The 12300-nt window shown below is 63.4% G+C and carries 13 protein-coding genes; 3 read left to right on the plus strand and 10 right to left on the minus strand.

Annotated features, from left to right (window positions below):
- Window positions 1-34: 34 nt before the first annotated feature.
- The 3 genes from LZK81_RS20800 to LZK81_RS20810 are packed head-to-tail and all read right to left on the minus strand — an operon-like array spanning window position 35 to window position 4432.
- Window positions 35-2257, minus strand: coding sequence for a primosomal protein N' (locus LZK81_RS20800; RefSeq protein WP_233954528.1), 2223 nt, complete (start codon window positions 2255-2257; stop codon window positions 35-37).
- A gap of 49 nt (window positions 2258-2306) precedes the next feature.
- Window positions 2307-3449, minus strand: a complete 1143-nt coding sequence (locus tag LZK81_RS20805) for an AAA family ATPase (RefSeq protein WP_233954529.1) — start codon at window positions 3447-3449, stop codon at window positions 2307-2309.
- A gap of 53 nt (window positions 3450-3502) precedes the next feature.
- Window positions 3503-4432 (minus strand): GNAT family N-acetyltransferase, encoded by a 930-nt coding sequence (locus LZK81_RS20810; protein ID WP_233954530.1) that lies wholly within the window; start codon window positions 4430-4432, stop codon window positions 3503-3505.
- A 152-nt stretch (window positions 4433-4584) separates the two neighbouring features.
- Here LZK81_RS20810 and LZK81_RS20815 point away from each other — a divergent pair, with 152 nt between their 5' ends.
- Window positions 4585-5520 carry a tyrosine recombinase XerC gene (locus LZK81_RS20815; RefSeq protein WP_046605268.1) on the plus strand — a complete coding sequence of 312 codons (936 nt, stop codon included), beginning with the start codon at window positions 4585-4587 and terminating at the stop codon, window positions 5518-5520.
- 97 nt (window positions 5521-5617) lie between these two features.
- A complete protein-coding gene (locus LZK81_RS20820; protein ID WP_046610619.1) occupies window positions 5618-6697 on the plus strand; it encodes a TraB/GumN family protein in 1080 nt (359 codons plus the stop codon).
- A 13-nt stretch (window positions 6698-6710) separates the two neighbouring features.
- Here LZK81_RS20820 and LZK81_RS20825 read toward each other — a convergent pair whose 3' ends face one another.
- Entirely contained in the window at window positions 6711-7202 is a 492-nt protein-coding gene (locus LZK81_RS20825) for a cytochrome b (RefSeq protein ID WP_046610618.1), read from the minus strand.
- A gap of 234 nt (window positions 7203-7436) precedes the next feature.
- On the opposite strand from LZK81_RS20825, the gene LZK81_RS20830 reads away from it, so the two are divergent.
- Window positions 7437-7829 (plus strand): GFA family protein, encoded by a 393-nt coding sequence (locus tag LZK81_RS20830; RefSeq protein WP_080952490.1) that lies wholly within the window; start codon window positions 7437-7439, stop codon window positions 7827-7829.
- A gap of 75 nt (window positions 7830-7904) precedes the next feature.
- Here the strand turns inward: LZK81_RS20830 and lpdA are convergent, their stop codons facing one another.
- The 6 genes from lpdA to odhB are packed head-to-tail and all read right to left on the minus strand — an operon-like array spanning window position 7905 to window position 12262.
- The gene (lpdA, locus tag LZK81_RS20835; RefSeq protein WP_233954531.1) at window positions 7905-9311 is read right to left on the minus strand and encodes a dihydrolipoyl dehydrogenase; all 1407 of its coding nucleotides are present in this window, start codon (window positions 9309-9311) and stop codon (window positions 7905-7907) included.
- A gap of 25 nt (window positions 9312-9336) precedes the next feature.
- Window positions 9337-10089, minus strand: a complete 753-nt coding sequence (locus tag LZK81_RS20840) for an SDR family oxidoreductase (RefSeq protein WP_233954532.1) — start codon at window positions 10087-10089, stop codon at window positions 9337-9339.
- Window positions 10086-10271: a hypothetical protein gene (locus LZK81_RS20845; RefSeq protein ID WP_233954533.1), complete on the minus strand. Its 186-nt coding sequence runs from the start codon at window positions 10269-10271 to the stop codon at window positions 10086-10088. The genes LZK81_RS20840 and LZK81_RS20845 overlap by 4 nt, the downstream gene beginning before the upstream one ends.
- Window positions 10255-10536 carry a hypothetical protein gene (locus LZK81_RS20850; RefSeq protein WP_233954534.1) on the minus strand — a complete coding sequence of 94 codons (282 nt, stop codon included), beginning with the start codon at window positions 10534-10536 and terminating at the stop codon, window positions 10255-10257. The genes LZK81_RS20845 and LZK81_RS20850 overlap by 17 nt, the downstream gene beginning before the upstream one ends.
- A gap of 55 nt (window positions 10537-10591) precedes the next feature.
- The gene (locus LZK81_RS20855; RefSeq protein WP_233954535.1) at window positions 10592-11008 is read right to left on the minus strand and encodes an MAPEG family protein; all 417 of its coding nucleotides are present in this window, start codon (window positions 11006-11008) and stop codon (window positions 10592-10594) included.
- Between the two features lie 15 nt (window positions 11009-11023).
- Window positions 11024-12262 carry a 2-oxoglutarate dehydrogenase complex dihydrolipoyllysine-residue succinyltransferase gene (gene odhB, locus LZK81_RS20860; protein ID WP_046605261.1) on the minus strand — a complete coding sequence of 413 codons (1239 nt, stop codon included), beginning with the start codon at window positions 12260-12262 and terminating at the stop codon, window positions 11024-11026.
- Window positions 12263-12300: the final 38 nt, after the last annotated feature.

The following is a 12300-nucleotide window of genomic DNA, read 5'->3' on the forward strand; positions in this document are numbered from 1 at the left end:
TTCTAGCGCAAGCGGTAAACAACTCGCAAAGAAGCTACAGAAAACTCTGCGGGTCGATATCGAGCTGGATCTGCACCGAACCGCGCTGTTTCGGGCCGTTTTCCAGCATCGCCCGCAGAAACGCCTGCATGTCGGAATTGCGCCGTCCATGTACCAGCAGCCGGAAGCGATGCCGCCCGCGCACCAGCGCCAGCGGCGCTTCCGCCGGCCCCAGAACCGAAATGCCCGTGACCTTCGGCGCAGCCGCCCGCAAGCCTCTCGCATGGATTTCCGCATCCGCACGGGTCTCGGCGGAGACGATCAGCGAGGCCAGCCGGCCGAACGGCGGCAGGATCGCCTTTTCCCGTTCGGCGATCTCGCGTTCGTAAAAAGCCCCGGCATCGCCCGAGACGATTGCCTGCATCACCGGATGCTGCGGCTGGAAGGTCTGCAGAAGGCCATGGCTCTTGAGACCGGTTCGCCCCGCGCGGCCGGTCACCTGGCTCAGAAGCTGGAAGGTGCGCTCCGCGGCGCGGGGATCGCCGTTGGACAGGCCGAGATCGGAATCGACGATGCCGACCAGCGTCATCAGTGGAAAATTATGGCCCTTGGCGACGAGCTGCGTGCCGATGACGATATCCGCCTCGCCCTTGGCAATCGCCTCCAGCTCGATCCGCATGCGCTTGACGCCACCGAGCAGGTCCGACGACATCACGATCGTCCGCGCCTCCGGAAAATGTTTTTCGACTTCCTCGGCAATCCGCTCGACGCCCGGCCCGCAGGCGACGAGATGGTCGAGCGTACCACATTCCGGGCAAGCTTCCGGCGTGCGTTCCGAATAACCGCATTGATGGCACTGGATCTGGCTCTTGAACCGGTGCTCCACCAGCCAGCTCGAACATTGCGGGCACTGGAAACGGTGGCCGCAGACGCGGCAGAGCGTCAGGGGCGCATACCCACGCCGGTTGAGGAACAGCAGCGACTGCTCGTTCCGCTCGAGAGTTTTCTTCATGGCCCGCAAAAGCACCGGCGACAGAAAGCCGCCGCGCTCCGGCGGGTGGCGACGCATGTCGATCAGATGCAGGTCCGGCATCGCCGCATCGCCGAAACGGGTCGGCAGGTGCACGGTGTTGTAGCGGCCGGCCAGACCATTGACCTGGCTTTCCACCGAAGGCGTTGCCGAGACGAGCACGATCGGAAAATCGCCGATCCGGGCGCGCACCACCGCCATGTCGCGGGCATTGTAGAAGACCCGGTCCTCCTGCTTGTAGGCGGGGTCGTGCTCCTCGTCGACGATGATCAGGCCGAGATCCTCGAACGGCAGGAACAGGGCCGAACGGGCGCCTGCCACAACCTTCACCTCCCCGGTCACCACCCCGCGCCAGACCTTTTCACGCATGCGGGGGGCAAGATCCGAATGCCATTCGCCGGGCTTGGCGCCGAACCGCTCCTGGAAACGTTCGAGGAAGCTTGAGGTGAGCGCGATTTCCGGCAGCAGGATCAGCACCTGTTTGCCGCGCCTCAAGGTTTCGGCGATGGCCTCGAAATAGACCTCCGTCTTGCCCGAGCCGGTCACGCCGTCGATCAGCGAGGTGGAGAACCCGCCTGCCCGGATCGATTCCAGGATCTCCACTGACGCCTGTTTCTGCGGCCCCTCGATACGCGGGCTCGTATAGTCCGGATCGGGCCTCGCCACGACCGGCGGCGGGGCTAAAAAAACCGTCTCGAATATGCCCTGCGCGGTCAGTCCATCGACGACGCTCATCGAGACGCCTGCAGCATGCGCCAGCCCGCTGCGTGTCCACGGGATCTCCTCCTCACCGGCAAGATCGAGCACCCGGGCACGCGCCGGCGTCAGCCGCTCCGGCTGGCCGCCGAGATAGCGCAGGCCTTCGACCATCGGCTCGGGATCGAGTGCTGCCGGTGCGCGGATCGCCATGCGCGCCACAAGACCCGGCGGCGACAGCGTATAGCTCGCCACCCAATCGACGAAATCGCGCATCTCCTTGGAAAGCGGCGGGCAATCGAAGACAAGCGTGAGCGGCCTCAGCTTCTTGGGGTCGAGCTTGTCGTCACTGTCGCCGTCCCAGACGACGCCGATCAACTGCCGCGGGCCGACCGGCACCTGAACCACCGAACCGGGCTCCACATGCACACCTTCCGGCACGGCATAGCTATAGGCGACCGGCACCGGCAGCGGCACCAGAACCGGCACCACCCTCACCAATGACGGCGCTTCAAACAGCGAACCGAAGAGATCGGACGAATCTATGCCCATGGGCGGCGACCATGCCCAAACCCGGAACAAAAGGGAACCCTAAACAGGATCACTCATCCTCGTCTTCGTGGTCGATGACGCCGGTCAGCCGCATGCCGTCGATCCAGGTGGCGCCTTCCTTTCGGATCACCCGCCGCGGCCGCGTGCCGCAACGCTCCTGGACGGCGGAGGCAAGCAGTTCCGAATGGGTGACGATCCAGATCTGGCTGTGGCGCGCGGCCTGCGCGATCATGTCGGCGAGCGGCGCCAGCATGTCCGGGTGCAGGCTCGCCTCCGGCTCGTTGAGTGCGATCAGCGGCGGCTGGCGATAGGACATCAGCGCCGCGGCGAGCCCGAGGAAACGGATCTGGCCATCGGAAAGCTCGCGCGGCTGAAAAATCCGTTTGGGGAAATCGGGAAATACCAGACCAAATTCCGCATATTCACCCGGCTCAGGCACTTGCAGTTTCGCCCCGCCAAGAGCTGCAGCAACGGCGCTGTCGAGCTCCACCGTGTCCCCACGGGTGTGGACGAGCGTCGCGAACACCGCCGCCATGTTACCGCCGTCCTGATCCAGCAGCGGCGAGGTAACGGCAAGGCAGGGCTGCCGCAGGGCGGAATCCCGATCCGTTCGAAAACCATGGAAGAACCGCCAGCCGTCGATCAATCGCCGAAAAGCGCCGACTTCCGGATAGTGGCCGGCATCGCCGAGCAGCGCGATTGCCGTTTCCGAGGTCATCGCCTTTTCGGGATACTCCTCCATCCGGCCGCTTGTCCCGCGCACCATGATCCCCGGCCCGGTGCGTTTCATCATCGTCACGGGCCGCGAACCGGTTTCAACGACAAGCTCCTCTTCCTTCACCTGCGGCTCGAAGGCAAAGCCCGCGGCATCGATAGGCGGACGAAGCCCCGCCTCGACCCGGTAGCGGAACGTCACCGCCCGCTCGTCATCAAGAACCTCGACTTCGAGCTTGATGCGGAAATTCTTCTCCTGACGGCGCTGCCCAGACCAGAGCGCAGACGCCATGCCGCCTTCGGCAGCGATCTCATAGGCCAGATTTCCGCGCACCGCCGCCTGCACCAGCTGCAGCGCACGGTAGAGATTGGATTTGCCGACGCCGTTCTCGCCGATAAACAGATTGACGCCGGCCAGATCCATCCGGATCGAGCGCAGCGAGCGATAGTTGGCGGCAAACATCGAGCGAAGCAGCATGCGCTACTTCTAACCGAAGAGCCGGATGGAAAAAATACCGCTGAGCCCCGGCTTCACGCCGCCGACGCCGTCTGCGCCTTCTCGGCGGGCTTGAACACCGCATCGCCATCGGCGGCAAGCTCGAACACCGTGTGCTGTTCCAGCGCCTTGGTGACCTCCGTCATATCGCCATCCAGCGCGCTCGGCGGGATCATCTGACCGACGGTGAAATCGAAATGGTCGCCCTTTTTGTTCAGCAGCTCGTAGAACACCGTCATGTCGCGCAGTTCCGTCGACCACTTGGCGAACCAGTAGAACAGGCCGGAATTGCGGGCCCGCATGTGGATCGGCAGGATCGGCAGATTGTACTTGCGGGCGAGGCTGACGGCGGATGTCTTCCACGGGCGCTCGTTCAGCCTGCCGTCCGCCCAGTAGGCGATGCGCCCCGAGGGAAACAGCACCATGACCTTGCCGTCCGCGATCGTCTTGTTGGTGAGCACCAGCGTCTCGCGGGCCTTGAGCTTGGTCTTGTATTCCTCCCGCCATTCGACGGGGATGATCATCTCGGAAAAACGGGGATTGACGCGCACCGCGTCGCGGTTGGCGAACACCATCATGTCCGGACGGCGCGACTTCAGGAGGTCGAAGACGGCAACCCCGTCGGCGATCCCGGTCGGATGGTTGCTGACGAGAATGAAGCCTCCCTTTTCGGGAATGCGCTCCGCATTGGCGACCGTCACATCCAGCTTCAGGAGGTCGCTCATGTATTCGAAGCATTGGAAGCCGCTGAGCGTCGAGATGTCGTTGGCGAATTTGATCGCCCGTCCATAACGCAGCAGCGTGTAGAGAAACGGCCGCATCACCGGCCAGAGCGGGTTCTGGACGATCCGCTGGCCGCGTTCGGCGATCAGTGTGTCAACGATGTGACCGGGTCTGCCTTGTGAAACGAGGGCGATTGTTTCCGCGAACTGTCCAAAAGTGGTCGTAGAATCACGGCGCGCCATAGAAACTCCCGCAGGCAGGACCTGCTTGGTATGGCAGCCCCGTATGATCGAACGATGACATCGTTACCCACGACTAAGGCAGTCTTAGGGATTTCGTAACGCCGTCCAGAGCAATCTGGGGCGCAACCAATCCAAATTCAACGGGGCCGACAGTGAATGAGCTGCTGATTATCGCCGCACCCGATCTCGTGGAAAAACGTCGCGAATGGCTGGAGAGCCTGGCAAACGAACGCCGGCTGTCGGACAACACGCTCGATGCCTATGAACGCGATACGCGGCAGTTTTTGACGTTTCTGACCCGACATCTGGCAGGTCCCGCAAAAATTTCCGATATCCACACCCTGCGCCCGGCCGACCTGCGCGCCTTCCTGGCTGCGCGCCGCCGGGACGGTTCCGGAGCAAGGTCGCTCGGCCGGCATCTCGCGGGGCTTCGTTCATTTCTTCGTTATCTCGAGCGCAAGGGCCTGGTGAACGCCGCAGCCGCCGGTGCCATCCGCGCTCCGAAGCAGCCGAAGTCCCTGCCAAAGCCGCTGACCGACCGCCAGGCGCTCAACCTCGTCACGACAGGTGCCCAACTGCAGGAGGAGCCGTGGATCGCCGCCCGCGATGCCGCCGTGCTGGCCCTGCTCTACGGCTGCGGCCTTCGCATCTCCGAGGCCCTGGGTCTCAGACCAACGGACCTGACGCCGGGCGCGACAACTCTGCGGATCACCGGCAAGGGCGGCAAGACCCGCCTCGTGCCGCTGCTGCAGGCGGTGTTCGATGCCGTCGCCACCTACAGGAAACTCTGCCCCTACCATCTGGAAGCCGAAAAGCCGCTGTTTCGCGGCGCTCGCGGCGGCCCACTGCAGCCGGCGATCATCCAGCGGGAAATGCAGAAGCTCAGGAGCGCCTTCGGACTGCCGGAGACGGCAACGCCGCATGCGCTGCGGCATTCCTTCGCGACCCATCTGCTCGCCGGCGGCGGCGACCTGCGCACCATCCAGGAACTGCTCGGCCATGCCAGCCTTTCGACGACCCAGGTCTATACCGGCGTCGATTCGTCGAGGCTTCTGGAAGTCTACGACCGTGCCCACCCCCGTGCGTAGCCCCTAGATCTGCCTGAACGAAGTTTTAACCAGTTGCGTTAAGCGCTTATGCAGCCGCCATCGCTAACATGTCGGCAACTTTCAGACGGATGACATGATGACTCCCGCCTTTGCCTCCTCCACCGGCGCTTTGATCAAGCGCGCCCAAGGTTTCGTGCTGTGGCTGATCGCGGCTGCCCACGTCCTGGCGCTTGCCTCTTTCCTTCTCGTCCTAGGCTCACTGTCCCCTGCACGGGCGGAAACGCCCGCATGCGACGGCCGGAACCTCCTCGAAGAGATGAAGGCCGAAAAGTCACCGCTCTACGAGCAGATCGTCGCAGAAGGCGCCAAGGTGCCGAACGGCAAGGGCATATTCTGGAAGATCGAGAAGGACGGGCTGGCACCATCCTATCTGCTCGGCACCATGCACGTCTCCGACCCGCGGGTGCTGAAAATGCCGCTCGGCGCTGCTGAAGCCCATTCCAAGGCAAAGACGATCATCATCGAGTCCGACGAGGTGATCGACGAAAAGAAGGCCATGGCCGCGATGCTGGCGAAGCCGGAACTGATGATGCTGACGGATGGCAGCACGATCGATTCGCTGTTGCCGAAGGAAGACGTCGCGCTACTCGAAACCGGTCTGAAGGCGCGCGGAGTGCCGCTCTCGGCGGTCTCGCGCATGCGGCCGTGGATGCTGATGGCGCTCGTTTCCGTGCCGGCCTGCGAGCTTGCCCGCAAGGCCCAGAACGTCGCCTTCCTCGACAAGAAGATCGCCGAACAGGCAACGGCCGAGGGCAAGCCCGTCAAGGGCCTGGAAACGCTCGAAGAGCAGGCGGCGGCGCTGAACGCCATCCCGATCGAGCTGCACCTCAAGTCGCTGATCGAAACCATCAAGCTCGGCAAGCGCGTCGACGATGTCTTCGAGACGCTGACGGAAGTCTATCTTTCCGGCGAGATCGGCCTTGCCATGCCGATGCTGAAAGCCGTCGCACCCGACGGAACCGAGGACGAGGCCGGTTATGGCGACTTCGAAAACCTGGTGGTCAGCAAGCGCAACCATGTGATGGCCGATCGGGCAGCCCCAATCCTCGATCAGGGCGGCGCCTTCATGGCCGTCGGCGCTCTTCACCTGCCCGGCGAGGAAGGCCTTGTCGAGCTCTTCCGGAAGAAGGGCTTCAAGGTGACGGCGGTCAATTGACACCGCCCATCCTTCATCGACCACTCGTCATCCGCTTCAGCACATCGGTCTTCCAGTAGAACTGGTGCACCAGCGCGCCGCCGATATGGGCGACGATCAACGTCCACATCAAAAGTTTCAGCGGTCCCGCATGGGCGAAGCCGGCTGTCGCGTTGCCGAAGAACCAGGCGCCGATGCCGGCAAGCGGCATGGCGACAAAAAGCGCGTAAAAAGCCCAGTGGCTGATCTTCGCCACCACCCGCAGGAACGGCGGCTCTTGTCTTGGCTCCGGCGGCACACCTTGCACCAGCCGCAGACAGAGCCGGATCAGGCCGAGAACCAGAACGCTGATACCGACATAGGCATGGATGTTGGCCGCGCTCACCTGTTCCGGCGTCAGCGCCTGGCCGCGGAACATCAGCCGCGCGGCAGTCTCCACCGCATCGGTGAAAAGCAGGTTGAAGAGGATCAGCGCCGCCATTAGCCAATGCAGGATACGCTGAGGCAAGGTGAACGAGAGAGCCATTTCTCGGCCTTTTCAGAAGATTGGAACAATGGGATCCAGTCTATGGCCGTTTGCCGGAGGCTCAAGCGAAAGCGGCAAGCCTGTCCAAGATTTAATCCTGGAATTGACCGATCGCAATTCCAGGCCGTGTGTTCGGCTGGTAGCGATGAACGTTATCGTCCGCTGCGGACAATTGCACCGAAGGCGCTGCTCGGTGTAAAAATTCCGGCCGCTTGATCTTGGAGGAGACGCGACATGGATCGATTTACCGGTGGTTGCCTGTGCGGCAACGTGCGAATTGTAGCGTCGGGACTGCCGTACCGGGTCGGCCTCTGTCATTGCCTCGACTGCCGCAAGCATCATGGAGCACTTTTCCACGCTTCCGCGATATTTCCCCAGGATGCGGTGACGGTCGATGGCGAGACACGCGATTACGCCGGCCGGTTTTTCTGTCCCCGCTGCGGCTCCTCTGTTTTCGCACGCACCGCGGACGAGATCGAAGTCAACCTCGGATCCCTGGATGCCCCCGACCAGCTGATGCCAACCTACGAAAGCTGGATCATCCGCCGCGAGTCCTGGTTGCCGCCGTTTCCGCTCACGAGACGATACGAACGCGATCGTGATGCCACGGGCCGCTTCGAGGGGTAGATCGCACTAACGGCGAAAGGGCAGGACAATGTCCCACCCTTCCTGATCATACTGGCATGAAAGCACCAGACGCGCTCACATATGGATCGGCTTGAAGAAGGTCGCGAGTGCGGCTTCCTTGACGGCCTCCGACATGGTCGGGTGGGCATGGCAGGTGCGGCCGAGGTCTTCCGAGGAGCCGCCGAATTCCATCAGCACGGCGATCTCGTGGATCATCTCGCCGGCGCCGAAGCCGACGATATGGCCGCCGAGAACCCGGTCGGTGTCCTTGTCGGCCAAGAACTTCACGAAACCGTCCGTCGCCAGCATGGCGCGGGCGCGGCCGTTCGCCGTGAACGGGAACTTGCCGACCTTGTAGGCGATGCCTGCAGCCTTCAGCTCTTCCTCGGTCTTGCCGACGGACGCGACTTCCGGCTGGGTATAGACGACGCTCGGGATGACGTCGTAGTTCACATGGCCATGCTGGCCGGCGAGGATTTCCGCCATCGCCACACCTTCGTCTTCCGCCTTGTGGGCAAGCATCGGTCCCTTGACCACGTCGCCGATCGCGTAGATGCCTTCGACATTGGTCTTGAAGTGGCCATCGATCTCGACGCGGCCGCGATTGTCGAGCTTGACGCCCGCTTCTTCCAGGCCGAGGCCTGCGGTGTAGGGCTTGCGGCCGGTAGAGATCAGCACGACGTCGGCTTCCAGCGTCTGGGCGTCACCACCCTTGACCGGCTCGTAGGTGACCTTGGCGCCATTGGCGGTCTTTTCGACGCCGGTGACCTTGGCATCCGTGCGGATGTCCATGCCCTGCTTGGCCATCATCCGCTGGAACTGCTTGGAGACTTCGCCGTCCATGCCGCCGAGCAGCTTGTCGAGATATTCGATCACGGTGACCTTGGCGCCGAGGCGCGACCAGACCGAACCGAGCTCCATGCCGATGACGCCGCCGCCGACCACGATCAGATGCTGCGGCACCTTTTCGAGCGCGATGCCGCCGGTGGAGGAGATGATCACCTTCTCGTCGATCTCGACATTGACGCCCGGAATGCCCGCAACGTCGGAGCCGGTGGCGATGACTATGTTCTTGGTCTCAAATTCCTGGACCTTGCCGTCGTCGCCGGTCACCGAGACCTTGCCGGCCGAGACGATCTTGCCGGTACCGATGAAGCCGTCGATCTTGTTCTTCTTGAACAGGAAGGAGACGCCGTCGACGTTCGACTTCACGGTCGCGTCCTTGTGAGCCATCATCTTTTCGAGATTGAGTTTTGGCGCGGAGACCTCGACGCCGAGCGCATCCATGCCGTGGGCGGCGTGAGCGAACATCTCGGAGGCGTGCAGCAGCGCCTTGGAGGGGATGCAGCCGATGTTGAGGCAGGTCCCGCCATAGGTGGCGCGCTTTTCCACGACCGCGACCTTGAGGCCGAGCTGGGCGGCCTTCACCGCGCAGACGTAACCGCCGGGGCCGCTTCCGATGACGACGACATCATAAGCCATAGTTCTTTTTCCTTCTCTTCATCTCTTAGCGCCCGCCGCTCACGTCGAGTATGGCGCCGGTTACGTAGGAAGCCGCTGGCGACAGAAAATAGAGGACGGCATCCGCCACTTCTTCCGCCCTGCCCGGCCGTTGCATGGGAACGCTGGACGCCATATCGCGCGCCCGGTCCGGCAGGCCGCCGGACGCGTGGATATCGGTGTCGATAATGCCCGGGCGGATCGCATTGACGCGCACGCCTTCGGTCGCGACTTCGCGCGCCAGGCCAATGGTCAGCGTGTCGATCGCCGCCTTCGAAGCTGCGTAATCGACATATTGTCCCGGAGAGCCCAGCTTGGCAGCCATCGACGAGATATTGACGATCGCGCCACCCTTGCCGCCGTGTTTCGTCGACATGCGGCGCACCGCCTCTCCGGCACACAGGATCGAACCGGTGACATTGACCCGCATCATTCGCTCGATGCGTTCGGCGCTCATCTCGTCGATGCGCTGCGGCATGTCGACGATCCCGGCATTGTTGACCAGCCCGTCCAGCCGCCCGAAATGCCGATCGACCGCCTCGAACATCGACACGATCTCGGCGGCATTGCCGACGTCCGCCTGAACCGTGATCGCCTCGCCGCCGGCGGCCTCGATTTCCGAAACCACCTTTTCGGCTGCCTTCCGATTGGATGCGTAGTTCACCGCCACGCGCCAACCACGGCTGGCGGCCATGAGCGAGACCGCCGCACCGATGCCGCGGCTTCCGCCGGTCACCAGAAGAACAGGGTTTTCGCTCATGCCTTGCATTCCTTGAACTCGTAAAGGTCCCAGGGGACCTGTTTCAGACCGCTCTTGCCCCACAGCGTCGAATGTCGGATCGACGGGCCGAAACCCGGCATCAGGATCGCGTCCGGCGCCGGGGTATTCGCCGCGCCCAATATGTCGATATGGCCGGTCGCCACATCAAGGGCATAGGGCACGCCGGTCCAGACGGTGCAGGCCCAGAAGTTCGGCGCCGGTCGCATCACCCTGCGGGCAGTTGTTCGTCACCATGCCGCCCGGGCGCTTGGATTCCTCGTCGTACATCACGTTGCCGTCGAGCTTCAGCTTGGCCCCGGTGATCGTGAAGAGATGGCTGACCACGGCTGCATCCGAACCGACCGGCTTGAAGGCGAGCACCGTTCCGGCAGTAGTCTCCACGAACACGGCCTTCTCGATCGCGCATCGCTCGGCGGCAACTGCCATGCCCGGCGCCAGGCACAAAATCGGAAGCCATGTCTTGAAGGATGCGATCATGGCATCACCGGAACAGCGCGATGGTCATGGCGAGAAGCCCGATCAGGCTCACCGTCCAGACGACGGACCGGATATAGGGCACGCCGCCCATGTAGAGCGGGATATAGACGACCCGGGCGACCAGCCAGATCCAGCCGCCGATCAGCCCCCAGCCGGACGCATCGTCTCCCGCAAAGGCAACGCCGAGCAGCAGGCCGACGAACGCCGGATAGGTCTCCTGGAAATTCTTCGAGGCACGGGCGGCACGCCCCGCGAACCTGCCCTTCGGTGCCAGCCCCGCGTCCCGCGGTCCGGCATTCCACTCCGAGCCGAGTTCGCGGGTCGAAAGCATGCCCTGCAGCAGGACATGGAAGACCAGCAGGACAACGCTCAAGGCCAGCAGCGTCATGTATGGCGTTGCGGTGACCCCGAGCGTTTCCATAGGTCCGTTCCCGTCTTAGAGATCGAGAACCAGGCGTTCCGGATCTTCGAGGCTTTCCTTGACGCGCACCAGGAAGGTCACGGCTTCCTTGCCGTCCACCATGCGGTGGTCGTAGGAGAGCGCCAGATACATCATCGGGCGGATGACGATCTGGCCGCCGATGACGACCGGACGGTCCTGGATCTTGTGCATGCCGAGAATGCCGGACTGCGGCGCGTTGAGGATCGGCGAGGACATCAGCGAACCGTAGACGCCGCCGTTCGAGATGGTAAACGTGCCGCCCTGCATGTCGGCCATGGAGAGCTGGCCGTCGCGGGCGAGCTTGCCGAGGCGGCCGATATCCTTCTCGATTTCGGCGATCGACATCTGGTCGGCATTGCGCACAACCGGAACCACGAGGCCCTTGTCGGTGCCGACGGCGACGCCGACATGGCAATACTGCTTGTAGATGATGTCGGTGCCATCGATCTCGGCGTTGACGGCCGGCAGTTCCTTCAGCGCGTGGGTGACGGCCTTGGTGAAGAAGCCCATAAAGCCGAGCTTCACGCCATGCTTCTTCTCGAACACGTCCTTGTAGCGGTTGCGCAGGTCCATGACCGCCTTCATGTCCACCTCGTTATAGGTGGTCAGCATGGCGGCGGTGTTCTGCGCGTCCTTGAGGCGGCGGGCGATCGTCTGGCGCAGGCGCGTCATCTTCACGCGCTCTTCGCGGGATGCGTCGTCAGCCGAGGAAACCGGGCGCGGTGCCGCCGGAGCGGCAGGGGCGGCAGCCGGAGCGGAAATGCCCTTGGCGACCGCAGCGATCACGTCGCCCTTGAGGACCTGGCCACGCTTGCCCGAACCATCGATATCGGCAGTCGAGATGTTGCTGTCCGCAGCGATCTTGGCGGCAGCCGGAGCCGGCGGCATCGAGGTGGCGGCAGCGGCGACCGGCGCCGGAGCAGCCGGTTCGGCAGCCTTGGCCGGTGCGGCTTCGGCAGGCTTTGCAGCCGGAGCTGCGGTCGCGGCACCTGCCGCACCTGCGGCGATCTGGCCGAGCAGGGCGCCGAGACCGACGGTCTCGCCGTTGGCGGCGACAATCTCGGTCAGAACGCCTGCAGCCGGCGACGGAACCTCGACGGTCACCTTGTCCGTTTCGAGCTCGAGAAGCGGCTCGTCGGCCTTGACCGTGTCGCCGACCTTCTTGAACCAGGTGCCGACGGTTGCCTCGCTGACGGATTCTCCCAGAGTGGGGACGCGGATTTCGGTGGCCATGATCTGTTTCCGTGTTTGTCAGGTTGTGTCTGTGAAAA

The sequence above is a fragment of the Neorhizobium galegae genome, from assembly GCF_021391675.1.
Taxonomy (GTDB): Bacteria; Pseudomonadota; Alphaproteobacteria; order Rhizobiales; family Rhizobiaceae; genus Neorhizobium; species Neorhizobium galegae_B.